This window comes from Streptomyces caelestis, assembly GCF_014205255.1.
GTDB classification, from domain to species: Bacteria; Actinomycetota; Actinomycetes; order Streptomycetales; family Streptomycetaceae; genus Streptomyces; species Streptomyces caelestis.
In genome coordinates this window covers 6,813,937-6,836,454 of record NZ_JACHNE010000001.1, presented here as the reverse complement: position 1 = coordinate 6,836,454, position 22,518 = coordinate 6,813,937, and the positions used below count along the sequence as shown (strand labels likewise).

Annotated in this window: 17 protein-coding genes and 1 pseudogene; 11 read left to right on the top strand and 7 right to left on the bottom strand. The window is 70.3% G+C overall.

Going from position 1 to position 22,518, the window contains the following annotated elements; all coding sequences use genetic code 11:
* Window positions 1-306: 306 nt before the first annotated feature.
* The 3 genes from HDA41_RS31225 to HDA41_RS31215 all read right to left on the bottom strand — a co-directional run bounded on the left by HDA41_RS31225 (window position 307) and on the right by HDA41_RS31215 (window position 5,651).
* Complete coding sequence (locus tag HDA41_RS31225; RefSeq protein ID WP_184989871.1) at window positions 307-1,695, bottom strand: glycosyltransferase family 2 protein; 1,389 nt, start codon at window positions 1,693-1,695, stop codon at window positions 307-309.
* A 338-nt stretch (window positions 1,696-2,033) separates the two neighbouring features.
* Window positions 2,034-3,425, bottom strand: coding sequence for a glycosyl hydrolase family 28-related protein (locus HDA41_RS31220; protein WP_230299554.1), 1,392 nt, complete (start codon window positions 3,423-3,425; stop codon window positions 2,034-2,036).
* Window positions 3,426-3,935: 510 nt separating this feature from the next.
* Window positions 3,936-5,651 (bottom strand): glycoside hydrolase family 13 protein, encoded by a 1,716-nt coding sequence (locus HDA41_RS31215; RefSeq protein WP_184993877.1) that lies wholly within the window; start codon window positions 5,649-5,651, stop codon window positions 3,936-3,938.
* A gap of 824 nt (window positions 5,652-6,475) precedes the next feature.
* On the opposite strand from HDA41_RS31215, the pseudogene HDA41_RS43085 reads away from it, so the two are divergent.
* The 9 genes and pseudogenes from HDA41_RS43085 to HDA41_RS31170 all read left to right on the top strand — a co-directional run.
* Window positions 6,476-6,835: pseudogene (locus HDA41_RS43085) on the top strand (ATP-binding protein); the annotation flags it as partial.
* Window positions 6,836-7,138: 303 nt separating this feature from the next.
* Window positions 7,139-8,227 carry a LacI family DNA-binding transcriptional regulator gene (locus HDA41_RS31205; RefSeq protein WP_184989867.1) on the top strand — a complete coding sequence of 363 codons (1,089 nt, stop codon included), beginning with the start codon at window positions 7,139-7,141 and terminating at the stop codon, window positions 8,225-8,227.
* A 393-nt stretch (window positions 8,228-8,620) separates the two neighbouring features.
* Complete coding sequence (locus HDA41_RS31200) at window positions 8,621-9,958, top strand: ABC transporter substrate-binding protein (RefSeq protein WP_184989865.1); 1,338 nt, start codon at window positions 8,621-8,623, stop codon at window positions 9,956-9,958.
* A gap of 8 nt (window positions 9,959-9,966) precedes the next feature.
* Window positions 9,967-10,851 carry a carbohydrate ABC transporter permease gene (locus tag HDA41_RS31195; protein ID WP_184989863.1) on the top strand — a complete coding sequence of 295 codons (885 nt, stop codon included), beginning with the start codon at window positions 9,967-9,969 and terminating at the stop codon, window positions 10,849-10,851.
* On the top strand, window positions 10,851-11,765 hold the full coding sequence (locus HDA41_RS31190) for a carbohydrate ABC transporter permease (RefSeq protein WP_184989861.1): 915 nt from the start codon (window positions 10,851-10,853) through the stop codon (window positions 11,763-11,765). The genes HDA41_RS31195 and HDA41_RS31190 overlap by 1 nt, the downstream gene beginning before the upstream one ends.
* A 123-nt stretch (window positions 11,766-11,888) precedes the next feature.
* Window positions 11,889-13,490, top strand: coding sequence for a glycoside hydrolase family 43 protein (locus tag HDA41_RS31185; protein ID WP_184989859.1), 1,602 nt, complete (start codon window positions 11,889-11,891; stop codon window positions 13,488-13,490).
* Between the two features lie 186 nt (window positions 13,491-13,676).
* Window positions 13,677-14,720 (top strand): LacI family DNA-binding transcriptional regulator, encoded by a 1,044-nt coding sequence (locus tag HDA41_RS31180; protein WP_184989857.1) that lies wholly within the window; start codon window positions 13,677-13,679, stop codon window positions 14,718-14,720.
* Window positions 14,721-14,933: 213 nt separating this feature from the next.
* Window positions 14,934-16,145, top strand: a complete 1,212-nt coding sequence (locus tag HDA41_RS31175; protein ID WP_184989855.1) for a TolB family protein — start codon at window positions 14,934-14,936, stop codon at window positions 16,143-16,145.
* A 105-nt stretch (window positions 16,146-16,250) separates the two neighbouring features.
* Window positions 16,251-16,673, top strand: a complete 423-nt coding sequence (locus HDA41_RS31170) for a RidA family protein (RefSeq protein WP_184989853.1) — start codon at window positions 16,251-16,253, stop codon at window positions 16,671-16,673.
* Between the two features lie 280 nt (window positions 16,674-16,953).
* Here HDA41_RS31170 and HDA41_RS31165 read toward each other — a convergent pair whose 3' ends face one another.
* On the bottom strand, window positions 16,954-17,607 hold the full coding sequence (locus HDA41_RS31165) for a ThuA domain-containing protein (protein WP_184989851.1): 654 nt from the start codon (window positions 17,605-17,607) through the stop codon (window positions 16,954-16,956).
* Between the two features lie 406 nt (window positions 17,608-18,013).
* Here HDA41_RS31165 and HDA41_RS31160 point away from each other — a divergent pair, with 406 nt between their 5' ends.
* Window positions 18,014-18,418 carry a VOC family protein gene (locus HDA41_RS31160; protein ID WP_184989849.1) on the top strand — a complete coding sequence of 135 codons (405 nt, stop codon included), beginning with the start codon at window positions 18,014-18,016 and terminating at the stop codon, window positions 18,416-18,418.
* On the opposite strand, the gene HDA41_RS31155 is transcribed toward HDA41_RS31160, so the two are convergent.
* Window positions 18,398-19,087 carry a DUF6597 domain-containing transcriptional factor gene (locus HDA41_RS31155; RefSeq protein WP_184989847.1) on the bottom strand — a complete coding sequence of 230 codons (690 nt, stop codon included), beginning with the start codon at window positions 19,085-19,087 and terminating at the stop codon, window positions 18,398-18,400. The two genes, HDA41_RS31160 and HDA41_RS31155, sit on opposite strands and share 21 nt — an antisense overlap.
* Window positions 19,088-19,144: 57 nt before the next feature.
* Window positions 19,145-20,080 (bottom strand): AraC family transcriptional regulator, encoded by a 936-nt coding sequence (locus tag HDA41_RS31150; protein ID WP_184989845.1) that lies wholly within the window; start codon window positions 20,078-20,080, stop codon window positions 19,145-19,147.
* Window positions 20,081-20,161: 81 nt separating this feature from the next.
* Here HDA41_RS31150 and HDA41_RS31145 point away from each other — a divergent pair, with 81 nt between their 5' ends.
* Complete coding sequence (locus HDA41_RS31145) at window positions 20,162-21,007, top strand: Rossmann-fold NAD(P)-binding domain-containing protein (protein ID WP_184989843.1); 846 nt, start codon at window positions 20,162-20,164, stop codon at window positions 21,005-21,007.
* A gap of 334 nt (window positions 21,008-21,341) precedes the next feature.
* Here the strand turns inward: HDA41_RS31145 and HDA41_RS31140 are convergent, their stop codons facing one another.
* On the bottom strand, window positions 21,342-22,505 hold the full coding sequence (locus HDA41_RS31140) for a YihY/virulence factor BrkB family protein (protein WP_184989841.1): 1,164 nt from the start codon (window positions 22,503-22,505) through the stop codon (window positions 21,342-21,344).
* Window positions 22,506-22,518: the final 13 nt, after the last annotated feature.

The window sequence follows — 22,518 nt, the reverse complement described above, 5'->3', positions numbered from 1 at the left end:
CAAGGGTAATCCTCCGCGCCGCGCTCACCAGCTGTGGTCGGGCTGGGCGCGGCACGGCCGGACGCGGGCTGGGCCATGGTCGCCCTTCCGGAGACCGGCACCGACAGCTTCCCGCGCGAACGCTCGCCTCGGGGGCCGAAATCGCTGGTGCGGGCCTGCCGACCGAGGCGGCTGAGCGCAGCGCCGTGATTCGGCCTGCCCGGCCTCGCGTCGAGGGCTGTCGATGAGAACTGCAGCGCGGTGGGCGTGCGGTACGGGCTGGCGCATGGTTGTGCGGTTCGGATCGGTAGTGGTGGCCGTGACCGGTCAACGGTGGCTGCGGGAGCCGGTCGTTGCCGATGCTGGCACCCTTGGCTGACGCCAGGGTGGGATCTCGTCGTGCTTTGGTTCTCCGCTGGGCAGGGACAGCAGCAGTCCGAGGGGGTACAGGCGGCTGAGGCGGATGACGGCTGTGGCGACACCGCAGAGCACGAAGACAGCGATCAGGTGCCAGGCGATGCCGAGTGCGATGCAGGCGAAGGCCAGGCCCACGACGCCGGCCAGCATGAGGACCAGACCGCAGGTGGTGATCAGCAGCTTCCGGAGGCGTTTCTTGCGGCCGCGTGTGTGTTCCCAGGTGGCGTCGGTGCGGGTCAGGATGTCGATGAGCGCTTTGGCGTAGACCGTGTTGAGGAATTGGTCGAAGAGTACTTCCGGCACGATCGTGACGGCGAGCAGCAGGGCCTTCCATCCGCCTCGTTTGGCTGCCCAGACGCGTTCGAAGGCCGCGATGCCGGTGATCGCGACCCAGAACCACGGCAGTCCGGGGAATCCCTTGGTGACGGTGTAGTACAGCAGGACGGTGAGGAAGAAGGGGACGAAGGCCACGCTCAGATAGGTGAGCGCCTGCCGGCACACGTAGGGCAGCGTGACGCGGGTGAGGCCGTAGGCCCTGAGGTTGTCCAGGGCGCCGCGTTGCCACCGCAGCCGCTGGTAGTAGAGCCGGGACCAGGTGGGCATGAGTTCGGTGCCCACGATGCAGGCGCACGGGGATGCGCAGCGGTATCCCAGGTGTTTGAGTGCGAGGGTCAGTTCGTTGTCCTCGGTCAGCGACTGCACGTCGTAGACGGCGTCCCCCCTGGGCAGGGTGTGCTCGGTGCGGGCTCGGTGGACGTGGCGCAGGGCCTTGACCGGGTAGAGGGAGGCTGTGCCGGTCAGGACGTCGGCGCGGCCGCGGCGGCGGTGGAGTTCGCGTGCGTAGCGCACGTACTCGTTGTTCTGGAGGTGGCAGACGAGTCGGCGCAGGGGGTAGCCGAAGAAGACGGCGCCCACGCCGCCGATGGGTGGGAGGCCGGGTTCCTGCTCGTGCAGGCGGCGGGCTGCCCGGGCGATGAACTCGGGGGACAACGAGGTGTCGGAGTCCATGATCATGACGGCGTCGTCGTCGGACAGCCGTGGCAGCAGTTCGTCCAGGATCTGGTTGAGCGCGCCCGCCTTGGCTTGCGTGTTCGCGACCGTTTCGACGACCTTCGCGCCGTGGGCTGTGCTGATCTGAGCGGTGCGGTCGGTGCAGCGGTCGGCGACGACGATGACCTCGTCCGCGGGCCTGGTCTGGGCCGCGAGCGACTCGAGGGTCTCGGCGATGAGCGCTTCTTCGTTGTGCGCGGGTACCAGCACAACGATCCGTCCAGGACCGGCGCGGCGAAGGTCGGGCATGTGTCCGGGCAGAGTCAGACCCTTGGAGGTCAGGTCTCTGCGCTGACGTACGAACGCAGGCCCCCAAGCCTCTTCGCGCGTCTGCCCCCGCGTCGGCCGGCCCACCAATGGCAACCTCAGCTTCCGTAGCGTCCATCGGACAGAACGAGCTTCCGCGTCGCTCGTGGATGGAGACGGCGGCGGGCGGGCTCCCGGCCTTGATGAGGCGGCTTCTCGGAGCGCGGTGTCAGCTGCCGCTCAGGACCGGATCGGGTCCGCCGCCACGCCCTACAGCCGATTCTCCCCGCCCAAGCCCGCCCGGCAAGTGGATCACCGTGGTCGAGCCTCGTCCCTGCCGGTCAGAAGCCCTTGACGAAGTCGAGGACGTACCACTTGTTCGTGGTGGAGTTGTAGATCGCGGTGAGGAAGTCCCGCTTGCCGGCCGTCGTGGTGAGGGTGACGGTGGGGATGGTGGTGCCCCGGACGAAGATCGAATTGAGGGTGAGGGTGCGGTTTCCGGTGGCGTCCTGGATGAGTTCCCAGGTGACGCGTTGGCCATTGGTGGGGTTGGTGGGTGCGCCGAGAGTTCTGTTGCCCTGGAGGGTGACGCGGAAGAGGTTGCCGAGGGCTGCGTTGGTGGCGATGGTGGGGGCGTCGGTGAGGGTGACGGGGGCGGGGTTGACCTTGGTGTCGACGTAGTCCTTGCGCGCGAGATGCTCGGCCGAGGTCGGCGCGGTGCCGGAGGAGACGGTGCCCTCGTAGTAGGCGGAGTCCGCGCCGTAGACGAAGCCGGTGGCGACCGTGCCGCCCGCGGTGTCGTTGATGATGTTGGTGGCGCCCGCCAGCGACAGGGGTTCCACGTTGCTGAAGTCGCCGAGGGTGGCCGAGCAGCCGGAGTCGACTTTGATCGAGTTGACCGCCGGGCCGGTGGGTGTGTTCTCGGCGAATCCGAGGATGCTGACCCCTCGCGCGCCGCCGGTGACCCAGATGCTGACGTTGGGGCTGTTGTAGGTGAAGGAGTTGAACAGGCCCACACCGATCGCCGCGTTGATCTTCCAGCTGTAGCCGTCATATCCGGTGCCGCGGTTGACTGCGGATTCGGCGCCGCATCCGGTGAAGCTGATGCCCTGGCTTCCGACGCCGGTCACCTCGTAGCCGATGCCGCAGTGGTCCGCGGCACAGCCGACGAAGGCACAGTAGGCCATCGTGTCGAGACGGAAGCCTGCGTTGGTGATGATGTCGGCGTAGCAGGAGACGAACGAGCAGCTCGTGCCTGCCGCACCTCCGGAGACACCGTGAATGTCCCAGCCGTGGTTGCCGTTGTTGGCCGATGTCACGCCGGTGAACGTGGACACGATCGGGTTGGACAGCTCGATGCCGGTGTTGCCGAAGAACTTCACCGTCACCCGCGAGAACGACAGCGAGACGGTCGCGGGGTTCGCCGATCGCGTCAGCAGGATCCCTTTGCCGCTGCCGCTGCCCGGTCCCTGGACGGTGAGATCCTGGATGGTCAGCCTCGTGATGTCCGAGCCCGTGAGGCCGTTGGCCGTGGTGCTGCTCTGCGCGATCACCGACGAGCCGTCGCTGACGCCTTGCAGGATCAGGTTGGAGCGAGCCACCAACGCGGAGGAGATCTTGTAGGTGCCCGCCGGGAAAACGACCGTTCCGCCGGAGGAAGGCACCGCATTGATCGCGGATTGGATTGCGGTGGTGTCATCGGTGACGCCATTGGCGGTCGCACCGTAATCCATGACATTGAACCAGTAACTGGTGGCCATGATGGTCTCCGTCGCTTGCCTCGTCGACGCGGGGTGCGGAGCTGGGACCAGCGGAACGCCGGGTTCGGTCCTCGGCCCTGAGAAGAGTCGATCGAAGCGATCTCAACTGAGGTTGCAAAGAGATTGGCCCCGGCAGAGCAGTCCGTTCCCCCGGGAACGGACTGCATGACCGGCTGCTCAGGGAGGCGTGGGGCACGGTGGCCGACCCGCCGACCGGTTACGCTATAGATGCGAATGATTACGCCATGCCAGCGTAGCGGCTCCGGAACGACCCGTGAAGTCTCTGTATGCCCGCACATGCGTCCTTCGGTTTGGTGATCGGTGATGCGGTGCGGTGTCCGGCATTGCCTGGCGGCCAGTCGAAAGTCGTAGCCGCGTGGCCGTGGCAGGGTGGTAGGCGATATGACGGCATCGGCCTGCATCACCCGTGTGGTGGGCACCCCCGCTGTGGCTCCCGGCCCGGGCGGTGCGGTCGCGCGGGCGTCAGCGGGTGAGCCAAACGGCCGCATCGCCGGGCAAGCGTCCGCTGTCCAGAGGAACGCTGCTCAGCAGCACACCGCCGTGCTCTGGCAGCCGAAGGGGGTCAGGGCGGAAGTTGACGATGCACTGGAAACCGGGGGGACGGGTGAAGGACAGCACGCCGGGGCCAGCGGTGGGATCCCAGAGCAATGACCCGCTGCCCAGAGCCGGGTGCGCCCTGCGGATGCGCAGCGCCCGCCGGTACAGCTCCAGCATCGACCGCTCGTCACCTTGCTGCACTTGCACGGTGAGACGATTCCACTCTCGCGGCTGAGGCAGCCACGGGTCTGATCCGGCGTGGTCGGGGCTGAAGCCGAAGGGCGGGGTGTCGCCGGACCAGGGCATCGGCACGCGGCAGCCGTCGCGGCCGCGGTAGGTATGTCCCGAGCGCTGCCAGATGGGATCCTGCAGCGCCTCATCAGGCAGGTCCTCCACCTCCCACAGGCCAAGTTCCTCGCCCTGGTAGAGGTAGGCGCAACCCGGAAGAGCCAGCGTGAGCAGAGCGGCCGCCCGTGCCCGACGCGTGCCCAGCTCCAGGTCGAACGGGCCGGCAAGCAGATGATCGGCGAGATCGTGTACCTGGCTCTTGGACTGCGGCCGCCCATAGCGGGTGAGGTGTCGCACGACGTCATGGTTGGACAGAACCCAGGTCGCCGGTGCGCCGACGGCGCCCATCGTCGTCAGGGAGCTGTCGATCGCGGTGCGCATGTGTTCCGCGCGCCACGGGGTGGTCAGGTAGTCGAAGTTGAAGGCGGTGTGCAGTTCCCCGGACCGGACATAGCGGGAGAGACGTTCTGGATTGCGCGCGCACGCCTCGGCGACGAACACGCGGGGCTCGGAATAGGAGTCGGCCACCGCGCGCCAGCCACGGAAGATCTCGTGGACCCCCTCACGGTCCCAGTGGGGATGACCTGGATGGGCGGCCGATCCGATGAGTTCGATGTCTGCCGGCCCCAGGTCCGGCAGACCGGGGGCCTTGCTCATGGCGTGCGCGACGTCGATGCGGATCCCGTCGACCCCGTGATCGAACCAGAACCTGAGAACCGACTCGAATTCCCGGCGGACCTCGGCATTGTTCCAGTTGAGGTCGGGCTGCTCAGGCGCGAAGAGATGCAGGTACCACTCTTGCATGCCATCGGGTTCGACGACCCGGGTCCACGCCGAACCGCCGAAAACGCTCCGCCAGTTGTTGGGCGGCAGCCCGCCTCCCGGCCCGCGGCCCGGCCTGAAGACGAAACGGTCCCGCTCGACGCAGCCTGGGCCGCCGGCCAGCGCCTCACCGAACCAGGGGTGCTGCGAGGAGGTGTGATTGGGCACCAGGTCGATCAGGATGCGCAGCCCCAGGGCGTGGATCTCCTCAATCAGCGCGCGGGCCTCGGGCAAACTCCCGAACAGGGGATCGATGTTCCGGTAGTCGGAGACGTCGTAACCGCCGTCGACCATGGGAGAGGGATACCAGGGATTGACCCACACGGCGTCCACACCCAGCTCGGACAGATAGGGCAGGCGTCGGCGCAGCCCGGCAAGGTCCCCGATGCCATCGCCGTTTCCATCCGCGAAACTACGCAGGTATACCTGGTAGCAGACGGCGTCGTGCCACCACTCGACAGCCCCGCGGCGGGCACCGTCCCGGCGCTGCGGCGTCTCCCAGGGCAGAGCAGGATCGGGGAGGCCGGTCATACCGTAGCCAACGCCCGCAAGGCGGCGCGAGTCGGGCCAGTGAAGATCAAAACGACCAACGCCAACCGCCACGATCCCGACGGACAGGAATCACCACACGCACACAGATGAGTCGTCGCCACGGCCAGTACAACGCAAATCACCGTGCGAGGACACCCGATTACGGTCTCTCGCACAGCTCGGCCACGATGACAGTCGAAGCACGTCCAGCGGCCTGCGCGGGCCTTGCCGACCCCGCGGCGATCAGATCACCGCCCCGGCCACCACCGGCATGTGGTCACTCGCCGTGCGCACGGCCGGCAGCGATCACGCCCACGCATGCAGCAGCACGCTCAGGCCGTCCGGCACGGACACGACGGGGTGGCCGTATCCAAGGTGCAGGACAGCGCTGGAGTCTGTGTTCACCGCGCGCGGCGGCTGTCTTCCACCAGAGGAGTGACGTTCAGCTTCTCCCGGCTGCCCCACCCTGCGGAGAACGACCAGCCCGCCCACGGATGCCCGCGCACCCCCCGATCGAGTAGGCCCGCGACCGCAGCAACTGCCATCCGCGCCGTAAGCCGGCGATCACCAACCAGGCCCACCGGTCGGCTGCCCCGAGCTGCGAGTCACAGGGCACTCGCAGCGTCGTTGTCCGGAAAGGTGGCGTCGCAAAGCTGACGCGTTGCCGGTGACACGGCCGTGCCCGCCATCCTGCCTATCGCGAAGACTGTCGACAACGGCCAAGTTCGGCCGGGGGTCAGACGACAAGCAAGGTCCGGCCTGAATGCGCAGGCCAGAGGGCTAATTGGTGTAAGTCTGCCCGAAGTGAGGGGGCCCGTCTGACTGTGGTGTGCGGTGTGGTTTCGGGGGGGCCTTACCGTGTTGCTCAGGACGAGGGTGGCGGTGTGGTTCCAGTGGTGCCCGAAAACGAAGATCGGCCACTGGCCAGCCGCCCGATTCTGTCGGCGCTGGCCTTCGCCGGCGGCGAGCCGGTGGCCGAGGCCCGGCATGCTGCCCGCGGCTTTTTGACCGAGGTGCAGGCCGTGCACGGAATTCCGGTGTCGGACCGGGCGATGGGCATGGTGCAGCTGGTGGTCAGCGAGCTGGTGACCAACGCGCACAAATACGCGCCCGGCCCGTGTCTGCTGGACCTGGAGATCAGCGACGGCGCCGTGGAGATCAGCGTGTGGGACACCGATCCGACGCTGCCGGTGGCCCAGGCCGCTGATCCGGGCCGGGTCGGGCAGCACGGTCGGGCCTTCTTCCTGTCCGCGTTCGCAGCCTTGGGCGACCCAGCGTCGAGCGCCAACTACGACAAGAAGATCGCCCAAGGAAAGCATCACACCCAAGCCCTGCTCTGCCTCCCCCCCCCTTCCGCCCGGCAGGCCGCCCCTCAGCCCGCCGTCCACAAGCCCTCCAGCCCGGAGTAACCATGGGATACGGTTTCCGCACGGGTGGGGCACAGCCCCGGTGCCGGATCGAGCCACGACGGTGAAGGAGCCGCAAGGGTGAGTCAGCGCAAGGCGGCGAGCGACGCCGGACGGGCGACCATTCGCGACGTCGCGCAGCGGGCCGGTGTCTCCGTGGCCAGCGTCTCGCGGGTGCTGTCCGGCAACTACCCGGTGTCGGAGGAGCTGCGCCGCCGGGTGATGAAGGTGGTCCGGGACCTGGACTACGTCACCAACGCCCACGCCCGTTCGCTCGCCGGCGGCGGCACCCCGACGGTGGCGATCCTGATCAACAACATCACCGGCGCCGCGTTCGCGCATGTCGCCAAGGGCGTCGAGGGCGCCGCCACCCTGCGCGGCTGGCTCTCCCTGGTCGGCACGACCGGCGACGACCCGGAGCGGGAGCTGGCGCTGGTGAACCTGATGCGCCAGCAGGGCGTGGCCGCCGTGATCCTGCTCGGCGGGGCCTACGACTACGACGAGTACCAGCTGCGCATGGCCCGCTTCGCCCGTTCCCTGGACGCGGCCGGCTCGCACCTGGTCCTGGTGGGCCGGCCTCCGCTGGAGGGCGACGTCCCGGCGACGACCGTCGACTACGACAACGAGGGCGGCGCCTACGCGATGGCCAGCCACCTGATGTCGGCCGGTCACCGGCGCGTCCTGGTCCTGCCGGGCCATGCCGAACTGACCACCGCGCAGGGCCGGTTGAGGGGAGCGCAGCGAGCCTTCGAGGCGTACGGCGTGCCGTTCGACCCGGGCATGGTCCGGCACGGCCCGTACGACTACGAGCACGGCTACGAGGCCGTCGAGGCGGCTCTGCACGACACGCCGGGCTTCACCGCCGTGCTCGCGGGGACGGACGTGGTCGCGGCGGGCGCCATGCAGGCCCTGCGCGCGGCGGGCTTGCGGGTGCCCGAGGACGTCTCGATCGTCGGCTACGACGACATCCCGCTCGCGTCCCAGCTCACCCCCCAACTGACCACCGTGCACGTGCCGTACGAGGAGATGGGCCGCGTCGCGCTGCGCGCGGTGGCCGACCGGCGCGAGGGCGGCGCGGGGCGTCGCAAGAGTGCCGACGGTGACCACCTGGTGCTGGGCACGCATGTCGTGGTGCGCAACTCGGTGCGGCCGCCGGGTCAGAACGGATAGCACGGACAACGCGTAGAGGTCGTTACGTAACCGTTTTCCGAGGTCCTTGCAGCCCGTTCGAGGTTTCGTCAACGTGGCCGCCGAGGCCTCGCGTCGACGCGTCCGGCATCGCACTGACCTGCGAATATATGAGGCCCGGCGGGAGCGGATGCCACCCGTCCGGGGATAACCCTGCGGACAATCCGCCGTAACAAATTGCCGCGCACCTCTTGCTAAGAGTCGAGCTACCCGCCTACGGTCCCTGCAACCGCTTACTACAGCTTCTGCTTACGCTTGGCCGAACCCCCCGCAACCGCGAGCCGACGGTTTCCGGCCGCCGTTCCTGGCCAGCACCACCGAGCCGCTGCCGTCCTCTCGTTCTGAGAACGCCCTATTCCGAAGGATCACGGTCAGATGAACTTCACCAGCCCCCGGAGAAGGTTCGCCTCCGCCGCTGTCGCGGGTATCGCGCTGACAGGTCTCCTCTCCGCCTGCGGCGGATCCGGCTCGGGTGACGACGCCGCGTCGAAGTCCGGCCCGGTCACCCTCCCCTTCTGGGGCTGGGCCAACGGCCAGGAGGCGGTCGTCAAGGCGTTCAACGCCTCTCACAAGGACATCCAGCTGAAGTACACCAAGGTCACCGACCAGCTGACCATGCAGAAGCAGCTGACCAACGCGGTGAAGGCCGGCAACGCACCCTGCCTGGTGCAGAACACCGCCGAGTACGTGACCAGCTGGGTCTCGCAGGGGGCGCTCGCCGACATCACGAGTTACGTCGAGGGCGAGAAGGACAAGTTCAACACCGGCGCCTGGGCGAGCGCGCAGGTGCAGGGCAAGCTCTATGGCGTGCCGACCAGCTCGGCGCCCCAGTTCACGATCTACCGCACGGACATTTTCCAGAAGTACGGCCTGAAGCCCCCGGCCACCTGGGACGACTTCATCGCCGCGGGCAAGGAGCTGAAGAAGCACGACATCAAGATCACGAACTACGCCGGTGAGGACCCGAGCACCCTGGAGGTGCTCGCCATGCAGGCCGGGGCGCACTGGTACGCGATCGACGGCGATGCCTGGAAGGTGAACTTCCAGGACGAGGGCACCCTCAAGGCCGCGAAGGTGATCCAGGAGATCATCGACAACGACCTGAACGCCAAGCTGTCCTTCGCCGACTACGCGGCCGTGCAGCGCAGCTACGACACCGGCGCCACCGCGACCCGGCAGATCTCCACCTGGCAGATGGCCGGCATGGTGCAGAACTTCACCAAGTCCTTCGGTGACTGGGCCCTGGCCCCGTGGCCGACGTACAAGGGCGAGGCGCCCAAGACGCCGGCCGGTACCAACCTGACCGGCAGCGTGACCCTGGTGACCGAGCAGTGCGAGAACCAGGAGCAGGCAGCGCAGGCCGCGCTGTGGATGTCGACGAACCAGGACGCGGTCAAGACGATGGCGAGCCCGGAGACGGGCAACGGCGTGATGCCGGCGCTGGCCGACAGCGAGACCTACGTCGGTGAGTCGATCTCGCAGAAGCTGCTCGGCGAGAACTACGAGCCGGCGCAGAAGGTCGTGACGGACAGCCTGGGCACCGTCACCACCGACTGGACCTTCGGGCCCAACTGGACCGCGATGTTCACCGAGCTCCAGGCGGGCTGGGCCAAGGTCGTCAACAAGGAGCAGAAGGTCACCGACCTGCTCGCGCACATGCAGGAGTGGACGGTCAAGGACCTGAAGTCCCGCGGTATCAGCGTCAAGGGCTGAGGCATTCGATGATTCGCTCCCTGCGCTGGAAGGGTGCCGCGTTCACGGTGCCCTTCCAGCTCGGCTTCGTCTTCCTGTATCTGCTCCCGATCGGCTACGCCGTCTACGAGTCGCTGTTCACGGAGAAGCAGTCCGGGCTCGGCCTCGGCGGCGCCACGACGGAGTTCGTCGGGCTCGACAACTACGGCCAGGGGCTGACGGACTCGGCGTTCATGAACTCCATCCTGCGCGTGGTGCTCTTCGCCTGTGTGCAGATCCCGTTCATGCTGCTGATCAGCCTGCTGCTGGCGCTGTTCCTGGACGCGCTCACCTCCAGGGTGGCGAGCCGGTTCCGGATCCTGCTGCTGGTGCCGTACATGATCCCGGGCGTGGTCGCGGCGATCGTGTGGGTCAACCTCTACAGCCCGGACGTCGGCCCGCTCACCCCGATCGGCAAGGCCCTCGGGTTCGACTGGAACTTCTTCGCGCCGTCGATGGTGTGGCCGTCCATCGGCAACCTGCTGACCTGGCACGGCATCGGCTACAACATGGTGATCATCTACTCGGCGCTCCAGGGCGTGCCCCGCGACCTGTTCGAGGCGGCGCGGCTCGACGGCGCCTCCGAGCTGCGGATCGCGCGCAGCATCAAGATTCCGTACGTGCGCGGGGCGCTGGTCCTGACGGGTCTGCTGTCGATCATCCAGATGCTCCAGATCTTCAACGAGCCGGCACTGTTCCGGAACATCACCCCGCAGACGGTCAGCGACAGCTTCACCCCGATCATGATCATCTACAACCAGGCGTTCAACGCGGGCAACTACAACTACGCGGCCGCCCTGTCCGTGCTCCTCGCCCTGATCCTGGGCGTCGCCTCCTTCCTCTTCTACCGGCTCACCTCGAAGGAGGCCGACTGATGGTGCTGACCGAGCACCCCACCGAGCGGCCCCCCGTCCGCAGCGTCCGGCGCCTGACCCGCCCGGACGCGGCCTCCCGCGGGCGGGGTGGTCAGCGGTTCCTGCTGGTCGGGCTGATCCTGGCCAGCGTCTACAGCCTGTTCCCGGTGTGGTGGCTGATCGTCGCCGCGACCAAGGACCGCACGGCGCTGTACCAGAGCAACGGCCTGTGGTTCTCCGGCTGGCATCTCTGGGACAACCTGCAACAGGTCTTCACCTACCAGGACGGCATCTTCCTGCGGTGGACGGCCAACTCGTTCCTGTACGCCGGGGTCGGCTCGCTCGGCGGCACACTGATCGCGCTGGCGACCGGTTACGGCCTCGCCCGGTTCGACTTCCCCGGCCGCAACGTGATCTTCGCGTGTGTCGTGGGCTCGTTCCTGATCCCGATCGCGCTGCTCACGCTCCCGCTGTATCTGCTGTTCTCGGCGCTCGGCATGGTGGACACCCCGTGGGCGATGCTGATCCCCTGCCTGATCAACCCGTTCAGCGTGTATCTGGCCAAGGTGTACACCGAGGCCACGGTCCCCTACGAGCTGCTGGAGGCGGCCCGGATCGACGGTGCCGGCGAGCTGCGGATCTTCTTCAGCATCGTGCTGCGGATGATGACGACGGGCGGCGCGACGGTGTTCCTGCTGGCCTTCGTCAACACCTGGAACGCCTTCTTCCTCCCGCTGACCGTGCTGCGCGGCAAGGAGAACTGGACACTCAACCTGGGCCTGTACAACTGGACCGGCACCCGCCTTGAGTCCGGCATCGACCTGACGGGCCTCGTCCTGACCGGCGCGCTGCTGTCCATCGTGCCGATGGCGATCATGATGGTCGCGATGCGCCGCTACTGGCGGTCGGGCGTGACGCTCGGCGCCCTCAAGTGAGCGGCGTCCTCAAGTGAGCGGCGCCCTCAAGTGATCTCCTTCGCCTTTCCCTGACTCCCGGGGGCCGCAGGTGACCCTGACTCCCCGCGGTCCCCGGGTGCCCTCCCCTCCCGGAGCCCTCACGTGACCGTCCTGCACAACCCCGTCCTCCGCGGCTTCGCCCCCGACCCCTCCCTGGTCCGGGTCGGCGACTGGTACTACGTGGCGACCAGCTCCTTCGAGTGGTTCCCGACGATCCCGGTGCACCGCTCCCGCGACCTGGCCCACTGGGAGTACGCGGGGCACGTCCGGGGCGCGGCCCCCGGTGACTCGCTGGCCGGGGTGCCCGACTCCGGGGGCGTCTGGGCGCCGTCGCTGAGCTGGGACGGGGAACGGTTCTGGGTGACGTACACCGTCGTCCGCTCGGTCGGCACGCCGTACTTCGACCTGGACACGTACGTCTCGACAGCCGCCGACGTGAGCGGCGAGTGGAGCGCCCCGCGCCGGGTCGCGAGCCACGGCTTCGACCCGGCCCTGTTCCACGAGGACGGCCGGCTGTGGCTGCTGAACCTCCAGAACGACCACCGGCCGGGCGGTCAGCGGTTCGCCGGGATCGTCGTCACGGAGCTGGACCGGGACACGCTCGCCCCCGTCGGGCCGACGCGTCTGCTGCTCCAGCACGACCGGCTCATCGAGGGGCCGAAGCTGCTGCGGCGCGACGGCTGGTACTACCTCGTCCTCGCGGAGGGCGGCACAGGCTGGGAGCACGGGGTGCGGGTGGCCCGCAGCCGGGAGCTGACCGGGCCGTACGCACTCGACGAACGGCCCTTGCTGACCACCCGGGACGACCCGGACGTGCCGTTGCAGAAGGCCGGGCACGGCGAGCTGGTCGAGACGCCGGACGGGCAGTGGCTGATCGGCCATCTGACGGCCCGTCCGCTGCACACGCCGCGGGGCCGCCGCTGCCCGCTCGGCCGGGAGACCGCGATCCAGGCGGTGACCTGGGACGCGGAGGGCTGGCCCCGGCTGCGGCAGGGCGGCTGGCACCCGGCGGTGGACGTCGACGTACCGACACGTCCGCACCCGCTGCCTCCCGCCGCCCCGCCCGAGGACCTGTCCTGGCCGTGGAGCACCCTGCGCGAGCCGCCGGACCCGTCCTGGGCCGACACGACGGCCCGGCCCGGCTGGATCCGGCTGCGCGGCCGGCACGGCCCGGAGTCCCGCTGGGCGAGCAGCCTGCTGGCCCAGCGCATCACCGAGCATCGCGCGGAGGCCGAGGTCACCGTCGAGGCGCGGCCGGTCACCTTCACACAGGCCGCCGGGCTGGTGCTCTGGTACAACCCCGAGGCGTATCTCAGCCTGGACCTGACTTGGGCGGAGCCCGAGGGTGAGCCGCAGCGCGGACAGCAGTGGCGGGGCATGCCAGGTGCGGGGGGCCGTACGGTGCTCAGCCTGGTGGAGCGCGACGAGGCCGGCACCCGGCAGGTGGCCGTCGTGGAGGTGCCGGTAGGGGCGGCCGCGACGCTGGGCGTGACGATCGAGGGAGCCGAGGCACGCTTCTGGCACGTACGGGACGGGGCCCGCACGGCGATCGGCCCGGCCCTGGACTTCAGCCGGCTGTCCGACGACCACGGTTCCCGGCTGCGCTTCACCGGTGCGATGGCGGGCGTCCACGCCCGGGACCTCGTCGACGCGGCGTTCACGGCGGACTTCAGGGGGTTCCGGCTGACCTGCACACCCGACTGAGGGTCTTGTTCGGGGTTTCGAAAGTTTTGACCGGCGAGAACCCGTGAATTCACTTGTCTTCCCGCCGTCCTGCGCCGCACCTACAGTAGGAAGCGCTTTCTGTCGGGTCGGACTCCGGCCCACGGCGAGCAGCGCTGGTCGAAACTTTCCACGGCCCTCGGGCGGGCCGGAGAGGTGGGGTTCCCGATGGTCCGTACGGCGAGTGCGAGCATGGCGGCCGGTCCGACGCTGGCGGTCGTGGCCCGCGAGGCGGGGGTGTCGGTGCCGACGGCCTCGAAGGTGGTCAACGGCCGGGAGGACGTGGCACCCGAGACCCGCCGCCGCGTCACCGAGGCGCTCGACCGGCTCGGCTATGTGCGCAGACCCCGGTTCGACGCGACGAAGGCACCCCGGCTGGTCGACCTGGTCGTGCACTCGCTGGAGAGCTCCTGGTCGGGCGCGGTGCTGCACGGGGTGGAGGAGGCGGCGCACGACGCGGGACTGGAGGTCGTGGTGTCGGCGGCCCTGACCCGCACCCGGGCCGGCCGCCCGGAGCGGGGCTGGCTGGACAAGCTGGTCGCCCGGGGTTCCTCCGGGGTCCTGTTCAACCTGGCCGAGCTGAGCGATTCCCAGTACGCCTGGCTGGAGCAGCACCGCATCCCGTTCGTGATGATCGACCCGGTCCAGGAACCGCCGGAGGGCGTGGCGTCGGTGGGCGCGGCGAACTGGCAGGGCGGTCTGACGGCCACCGAGCATCTGCTGTCCCTGGGGCACGAGCGCATCGCCGTCATCGCCGGGCACCGGCGCACGATGTGCAGCAGCGCGCGGGTCGCCGGTTACCGCTCGGCGCTCGCGTCGGCCGGGGTCCGGCACCGCGCCGAGTACGTCCGGCACGCCGGCTTCGACGAGAGCCTGGCCCACCGCCGCATGCGGGAACTGCTCGACCTGCCCGAGCCGCCGACGGCCGTCTTCGTCTGCTCGGACCGGATGGCGCTGGGGGTGTACGAGGCCCTGGCCGAACGGGGTTTGAGAGTCCCGGACGACATCAGTGTGGTGGGCTTCGACGACCTGCCCGAGGCGCGCTGGGCCTCCCCCGCGCTGACCACGGTCCGCCAGCCACTGTCGGAGATGGCCGCGACGGCCCTGCGGTCACTGCTGCGCCTCATGGACGGCCACCACCCGGAGAGCACACGGACGGAGTTGTCGACACGGTTGGTGGAACGGGCGAGCACGGCGGCGCCACGGGTGTAGCGGTGGTGCGGGTACGGGAGGGGGTGGGGCCGGTCATCCACACTCGCGGGCGCGGACAGTCGGCGGCGCGATCGGGTTGTACGGAAATGGACGCATTGACCTGTGCCCGGTGGGGTCGTTGCATGGGTGAGGGCCCCTTGCCACAGGGACGGGGGGCGTTGCCGACCGGGGGGAATGATGCGTTCTGCGTTACGAGCGGCTGTCGTCGCCGCCATGGCATCGGTGTGCACGGCGGCGCCGGCCGGGCCCGCCGGGGCGTCCGAGCCGAGACCGGGCACGGAGTTCGTCGACGTCACGGCCGACGGCGTCAAGGGGAACGGGGCTTCGGCGCACCCCGTGGCCAGTGCCGACGGCAGACACGTGGCGTTCCTGTCGTGGGCCACGAATCTGGCTCCCGGCGACACGGACAGCGCCGCCGACGTCTATGTGAAGGACCTGCGCACCGGGGACCTGCGCTGGGTCAGCGACGTTCCGGGTGATCAGGAGTTCGGGACGCCGTCCATCAGTGCGGACGGCACACGCGTCGCCTTCGCCGCGCTCGCGCCGAACACCTGGCCGCCGCCCCGCGAGGTGAGGCTCCCGGCCTACCTCCACGACACCCGGACGGGCCGCACCGCACAGGTCGACGAGGGCACCGACCCCGCCTTCGGCCGGGCGTCGACGCCGGTCGTCAGCGGCGACGGGCGGTACGTGGCGTTCACGGCCCGGCCGACGGACAGGTCCGACGACCGGTCACTGCTCTACGTGCGTGACCTCCGGCGGGGCACCGCCACGGAGATCGACCACCCGCTGCCCAGCGGCGAGCAACGCCTGGTCTCCCCCACGCTGAGCCACGACGGCAGCCGCGTCGCCTATCACCTGTGGGACGCGGGGACCGATCCCGGCGAGGACGAGGAAGGCGTCCACGTCCTCGACCGGCGGACGGGAGAGCGCACCCGCGCCGACGCCGAGTGCGCGGGAGACCCAGCGGAGAGCTGGGTCGATTCCCCGGTGATCAGCGCCGACGGCCGCCATGTCGCGTTCAGCCGGAGGTGCCTCACGCTGCCGTCCGGAGGCACCAACGACACCGCGGGCGTCGTGGTACGGGATCTGCGGCGGGGAACGCTGCGGCACGTCCTGGGCCCGCAGCCGCAGTACACCACACACAGCGGCCGGCCGAGCGCCGACGCCCGCCGGATCGCCTTCGCCGTGTCCCAATCGGACCCCGGTCAGCGCCCCCGCCAGATCGTCTACTGGCGTGATCTGCGCACCGGCCAGGTGGCCGTGATCAGCGCCCGCCCCGACGGCACGGCGAACCAGCGGCCCGCGGCCCACCCGACCATCGACGCCCGGGGCCGGGTCGTGGCCTTCGACGGTGAGCGGCTCGACCTCCAGGGCGAGGCCGGCTTCAGCGAGCGACAGGCATTCGTCACGCGCGTGCGCTGAAGGTGTTCCGGTGAGGAATGCCCGGACACGCGCGGGGAGTTGGCAGGAGTGTCAGGGCCGCCGCCGGTGTGCGGCGGCCGTACTCCGCGAAAGGACTGCCCGGTCATGACGCGCGACTCGCGCACGATCACCAACCCGGCCACGCTCCACGACCCCACGCCGTTCGGCTACAGCCACGCCGTCTCGGCACCCGGCGAAACCGTCTTCATCGGCGGCCAGTACGCCTCCGACGCCACCGGCGCCCCCGTGCCCGGCGACTTCGCCACGCAGGTGGAACTGGCCTTCGACCGGCTGCGGTCGGCGCTGGAGGGGGTCGGGCTCGGCTATGAACACGTCGTGCGGCTCGGCACGTTCATCGTGGAGCACGACCCCGGCAAGCTGGAGATCCTGGGCAAGGCGCTGCACGCGCGCTTCGGCCGTCGGCTCCCGGCGCAGACGCTGAGCGGGGTCGCCTCGCTGGCGCTGCCGGGGATGCTGTTCGAGGTCGACGCGGTAGCGGTACGTCCCGGCGCGCCGGGCACCGACTGAATCCGGCTGAACGTCGCCCGCCGCCTAGCGGTACGCCCCGGAACACCGCACGCCGACTGACCGTCGCGTAGTACGCCCCGGCGCAGCGTACGCCGGGGCGGTGGCCTCCGGTGCCCCCGGCTCCCAGCAACACGGCCGTCACCATCGCCATGGCCCGATCGCGCATGCTCATGCGGTCTTCCTTTCCGAACCGCCGTCACCGGTGGGTTCCTCCTGGGGCGGCTCGTCTCATCCGGCACGGCACAGCCTCATGGGCCGGGGAGGGACGGATCCTCAAGGGTCAGGGCAGGGGCAGCGCGGCCGCCCAGGTGATGCCGCCCAGGAGGTGGGTGCGGAAGGCCGGGTCGTCGTAGGCCTCGGCGGCGTGGCCCAGGGCCGTGTAGAAGACGCGGCCCTCGCCGTGCCGCCGGCACCAGACGAGGGGGTGGTCGTCGCCCATGCCGCCGCCCTCGTAGGAGGACTCGTCGGCGGTGGCCAGGACGTGGACCGTGCCGCGCGGGTTGGTGCGGAAGTCGTACCACTCGTCGGTGAAGTCCCAGACGGCTGGCAGATGCCGGGTCGCCGGGTGGTCGTGGTCCTCGATGACGGCCTTGCCGGGCTGGTGGAGGGGGTGCCGGGCGAACCACGCGCCCAGCAGCTCGCCGTAGTACGGCCAGTCGTACTCCGTACAGGCCGCCGCGTGTACACCCACGAAGCCACCGCCCGCCTCCACGTACGCGGCGAGCCACTGCCGGCCGGCCGGGGTGAGGACCTCGCCGCTGGTGGAGAGGAAGACGACGGCCGCGTGGTCGTCCAAGGGCTGTTCGAGGGCCGCCGGGTCCTCGGTGGCGTGGACCTCGAAGTCGCCGAGGGCGCGGAGGGCGGCGATGCCGGCCGGGATGGAGTCGTGCCGGTAGCCGGTGGTGCGGGTGTAGACGAGCAGTCGGGGTGCCATGGGGTCCCAAAATACCGTTCCCCACACAGCCATGGTCGGCTCGTCCGGCCCTGCTCCGGCTCTCCGGCCGCTACGACATGCGTGCGTGAACAATGCATCCGACGATGGACGAGGACGGCACGATCCACTCCGGGACACCCCCTGGCTTGTCCCTCGTTGACTGCCGTTCGCGCCACGGTCCGCTCTCGGCCGGCGAGGTACCGACGTCGAGGCTGTCGGAATGTCCGGCCAGGCTTGTCAACCCCGCAACGACCGGGACGGCACGGCAAGCTCAGTTTCATCCGTGCGCGGGCGGCTCTCGATGAACGGGCCAGTCCGGGGGCCGTCCTGAACGGATCGGAGACCGTGCCGACCGGTGTCCGATTCCTTCAAGACCGGGCCTCGTGGGCCTGCCTACGGTGGACCCATGACTGCACGATTCGATGCCATCGGCCTGGTCGTCTCCGACATGGCCGCATCCGTCGCCTTCTACCGCCGGCTCGGGTTCGCCTTCCCGGAAGGCGCCGAGAAGCAGCCGCACGCCGAGGCCGAACTACCCGGCGGGCTGCGGCTGATGTTCGACACCGAGGAGACGGTCCGCTCCTTCCTGCCCGGGTGGCAGCCACCTTCGGACGGCGGCCGGACCTCGCTGGCCCTGCGCTGCGACAATCCGGCGGAAGTGGACTCGTTGTACGAGGAGCTGGTGGGCACCGGGTGCCACGGCGAGCTCAAGCCCTGGGACGCCTTCTGGGGGCAGCGGTACGCCGTCGTGCTCGACCCGGACGGCAACGGGGTGGACCTGTTCGCTCCGCTAGCCGCGGCGGGCGAGTAGCTCCCCCAGGGGGAGCCCCGCCAACTCCTTGACGTCCCGCGCCAGATGGGCCTGGTCGGCGTAACCGGCCCGGGCGGCCGTGTCCGCGAAGGGGACACCGTCCCGGGCCAGCGCGAGGGCGCGGCGCAGCCGCAGGATCCGGGCCAGGGTCTTGGGGCCGTAGCCGAACGCGGTGAGCGAACGGCGGAGCAACTGTCGTGGCCCCAGGCCCAGTTCATCGGCGATCGCGGCGACGGGCCGGCCCGCGTCGAGGGCGGTGACGACATGCCGCAGCAACGGATCCGGCGGATCGGCACCGGCCGCCTGCCGCAGGGCGAGGTCCTCGAGTCCGCTCGCCGGGTCGGGGGCCGCGTTCACACGCGCTGCCAGTCGCCGTACCTCCGAGACGGGCCACAGATCCGCGAGCTCGACGCGACGGTCGCGCAGCTCGTGCGCCGGTACACCCAGCAGGGCCGGGGCCGTGCCCGGATAGAAGCGGATGCCGGCCCAGGTGCCGGTGGCGCCGTCCGTGACATACGCGCGGGTATCGGGTCCGGCGACCATCAGTCGCCCCTCGTGCCACAGGAGGTCCATGCACCCGTCGGGCAGCACACGCCCCGTCCCGTCCCGCTCCGGGGCATTTCTCCACACGACCGCTCCCGCCAGCCGTGACGCCCGCTCCACGTACACGTAGGCCAGGCTACGCCGCGGGCCGCGTGGGCGCCGCGAGCGTGCCGTCCCCGGCCTCTACGCCAACCGCCCCCGGTACTCCGCCGGACTCACCCCGTACACCCGCTTGAACGCCGTCGACAAGGCGAACGCGCTGCCGTACCCCACCCGGCGGGCCACGGCGTCGAGCGTGTCCTCGGAGTCGCGCAGGCGGTCGGCCGCGAGAGCGAGGCGCCAGCCGGTGAGGTACGTCATCGGGGGCTCGCCGACCAGCGCGGTGAAGCGGCGGGCGAGCGCGGCGCGGGACACCCCGGCCTTGGCGGCGAGCGCGGCGATGGTCCACGGGTGGGCGGGGTCGTCCTGGAGCAGGCGCAGGACGCCGCCGACGACCGGGTCGGCGAGGGCCCGGTACCAGGCGGGCGCCTCCGCCTCGGGGCGGGCGAACCACGCGCGCAGCGCGGCGATGACCAGCAGATCCAGCAGACGGTCCAGGACGACCTCCTGGCCCGGCTCGTCCCGGACGATCTCCTCGGAGATGTACGGCGTGAGCGGGCAGTCCCACACGTCGGATGTGAGGGCGAGCAGCGGCGGCAGCGCGTCCAGCAGCCGGCCGCTGATCTCGCCCTGCATCGGGTACGTGCCGATCAGCATCACCGTGGCACCGTCGAGCCGGTCACCCCAGGTGCGCACGCCCAGGTCCATGGAGCCGTTGAGGGGACGTCCGTCCGGATAATGGCACTCCTGACCCGGCAGGATCAGCGCCTGCGGTGCCGTACCGGGGTCGTCTGCGCAGGTGTACGGGTCCGGGCCGCGGGCGATGGCGAGGTCCCCGGCCCGCAGCCGTGTCCGCTCGCCCCGGTCGGGCAGGACCCAGGCCTCGCCGCGCGCGACGAGCATCACGGTGAGCGGCGCCCGGTCCTCCACGCGCACCGCCCACGGCGGGTCGAAGCACGCCCTGGTCATGAACGCGCCCCGCGCGCGGGGGCCCTCCAGCAACCCGGCGAGTGCGTCCATGGTGCCAGCGTAGACGCGGTCGTATGGGAATGAGCCGTTCAGCGATGGTTCCGAGCGGTGTACGGCAGTTGACTCGACGGCATGACGAACACGACACGGAACACGCAGGGCATGACGGTTGTGGTGACGGGTGCCTCGGGCCGTACGGGGAGCCGGGTGGCACGGGCGGCGGAGGCCGCCGGGCTCACGGTACGGGCGGCGTCGCGGGCGACCGGTTTCGACTGGTGGGACCGCTCGACCTGGGCGGACACCTTGCGCGGCGCCGACGCGGCCTACCTCGTCTACCCCTCGGACGTCGGCGCGCCGGGCGCCGCCGAGGCGGTGGGGGACCTCGCGCGGGAGGCGGTCGGGCTCGGGGTGCGGCGGCTGGTGCTGCTGTCCGGACGCGGCGAGGAGCAGGCTCTGCCCACCGAGGAGGCGCTGCACGCCTGTGGGGCGGACTGGACGGTCGTACGGGCCGCGTGGTTCGCGCAGAACTTCAGCGAGGGGCCGCTGGTGGCGGAGTTGCGGGAGCGGGGGGAGCTGGTGTTCCCGGCCGACGCGGTGCGGGAGCCGTTCCTCGACGTGCGGGACATCGCGGACGTGGTGGTGACCGCACTGACGGCAGGCGACCGGTACGTGGGCCGGACACTCACCCTCTCCGGGCCGCGCCTGCTGACCTTCGGCGAGGCGGTCGCGGAGATCGCCGAAGCGACGGGCCGCCCGCTCACCTACCGGGCCGTGTCGACACGGGACTACGGCGAGGCCCTGCTCGGCTTCGGTGTACCGCCGCAGGAGGTCACGGCCCTGACCGAAATCTTCGACACCCTCCTCGACGGCCGCAACGCACACCTCTCGGACGGCGTACGGGAGGTCTTGGGCCGCGCTCCCCGGGACTTCACGGACTTCGTACAGGAGGAGACGGCGGCCGGGACCTGGAAGGTGTGACGCCGCCGGGCCGCCGGCCGGCCGGGCCACGGCTAGGCGGGACCCGGAGGGCGGGTGACGGTGCGTCGCCTTCCGGCGGTCGGCGCGGACCACGGCCAGGGCGGAGCCCGGCAGGGGGGAAGACGGCGAGCCGCGGTCAGGCCCGGACTCGGAAGGTGAGTGACGTCACATCGCTTGCCAGCGGACGGCACAGGCCACAGCCAAGCCGGAACCCGGCAAGAGCGAAGACGCCAGGCCGCCTGCCGGCCAACGGCGCGGGTCGAGGCCGCGGTCGGGCAGGGCCGGCGGCGCCGCGCCGGTCGCGGCCCCGGCCGGCACGGCGACCGCGCGCCCGTCACTTCTCGGACGGCGGCGGAGTCTCTCCGTTGGCCTGGCCGGCGTTGCCGGTGCTCTTCGCATGAGTGCTCTTCACGTGCGTGCGCAGCCGGGCCGTGACGTCCTCCGGGGGCAGGAAGCGGGACCAGCGTTCCGGGAACTCGGAGGGCATGTCGGGGTCGGACTCGCCCGCGGCGGCGGCACGGGCCACGTACTCGGCGACCTGCGCCTGCCGCAGCCGCTCGTTGGCCTCGCGGGCCGCCGCCGTCGCGGCGGCCGGCCAGACCCGGTCGATGGCGGCGTTGACCGCGGCCCCGACGAGCACGGCGAACGCGGCCACACCGATCCACAGCAGCACGGCGACGGGCGCGGCCAGGGAGCCGTAGATCGTCGGGCCCTCGACCGTGCTGGTCAGGTAGATCCGCAGCAGGAAGCTGCCGAGGACCCACATGCCGAGGGCGACGAGCGCGCCGGGCACGTCCTCGATCCACGGGGAGCGGACGGGGACGGACACGTGATAGAGCGTCGTCAGGAAAGCGATGGACAGGAGTATGACGACCGGCCAATAGAGGACCTGCACGACCGTCGTCGACCACGGGACGATCCGCACCACCGCGTCCGGCCCGGCCACCATCAGCGGCAGCGCGACCGAGCCGATCAGCAGGGCGACGATGAACAGCAGGAAGGCCAGGAGCCGGGTCTTGACGATGCCCCGGACGCCGTCCAGGCCGTACATGACGGTGATGGTGTCGATGAAGACGTTCACGGCGCGGGAGCCGGACCACAGGGCGAACAGGAAGCCGATGGAGATGATGTCGGGCCGGCCGCCCTTCGTCACGTCGTGCAGGATCGGCTCGGCGATCTGCCGCACGCCCCGGTCGGACAGCACCGTGCGCGCGGCCTCCAGGATGTTGTTCTGGAGGCTCTCGATGGTGTCCGCGCCGGTCCAGGCGTCGACGTAGCCGAGCAGTCCGATCATGCTCAGCAGCAACGGCGGCACCGACAGCAGCGTGAAGAACGCGGCCTCGGCCGCCAGCCCCAGGATGCGGTACTCGATGCACGAGTTGACGGTGTCCTTGAGCAACAGCCAGGCGGTCCTGCGCTTGGAGACGTTCCGGTAGAGAGCACGCGCCCGGTGGAGGCGCCCGGAGGGTGTGTCGGGGGTTTCACTTGCTGGCTGCACCCCCTAACGGTAT

Coding starts and splice junctions, on each gene's coding strand:
- HDA41_RS31225 (WP_184989871.1), bottom strand. CDS start 1,695: ATGCCCGACCTTCGCCGCGCCGGTCCTGGACGGATCGTTGTGCTGGTA.
- HDA41_RS31220 (WP_230299554.1), bottom strand. CDS start 3,425: ATGGATTACGGTGCGACCGCCAATGGCGTCACCGATGACACCACCGCA.
- HDA41_RS31215 (WP_184993877.1), bottom strand. CDS start 5,651: ATGACCGGCCTCCCCGATCCTGCTCTGCCCTGGGAGACGCCGCAGCGC.
- HDA41_RS31200 (WP_184989865.1), top strand. CDS start 8,621: ATGAACTTCACCAGCCCCCGGAGAAGGTTCGCCTCCGCCGCTGTCGCG.
- HDA41_RS31195 (WP_184989863.1), top strand. CDS start 9,967: ATGATTCGCTCCCTGCGCTGGAAGGGTGCCGCGTTCACGGTGCCCTTC.
- HDA41_RS31190 (WP_184989861.1), top strand. CDS start 10,851: ATGGTGCTGACCGAGCACCCCACCGAGCGGCCCCCCGTCCGCAGCGTC.
- HDA41_RS31180 (WP_184989857.1), top strand. CDS start 13,677: ATGGTCCGTACGGCGAGTGCGAGCATGGCGGCCGGTCCGACGCTGGCG.
- HDA41_RS31175 (WP_184989855.1), top strand. CDS start 14,934: ATGGCATCGGTGTGCACGGCGGCGCCGGCCGGGCCCGCCGGGGCGTCC.
- HDA41_RS31170 (WP_184989853.1), top strand. CDS start 16,251: ATGACGCGCGACTCGCGCACGATCACCAACCCGGCCACGCTCCACGAC.
- HDA41_RS31165 (WP_184989851.1), bottom strand. CDS start 17,607: ATGGCACCCCGACTGCTCGTCTACACCCGCACCACCGGCTACCGGCAC.
- HDA41_RS31160 (WP_184989849.1), top strand. CDS start 18,014: ATGACTGCACGATTCGATGCCATCGGCCTGGTCGTCTCCGACATGGCC.
- HDA41_RS31150 (WP_184989845.1), bottom strand. CDS start 20,080: ATGGACGCACTCGCCGGGTTGCTGGAGGGCCCCCGCGCGCGGGGCGCG.
- HDA41_RS31145 (WP_184989843.1), top strand. CDS start 20,162: ATGACGAACACGACACGGAACACGCAGGGCATGACGGTTGTGGTGACG.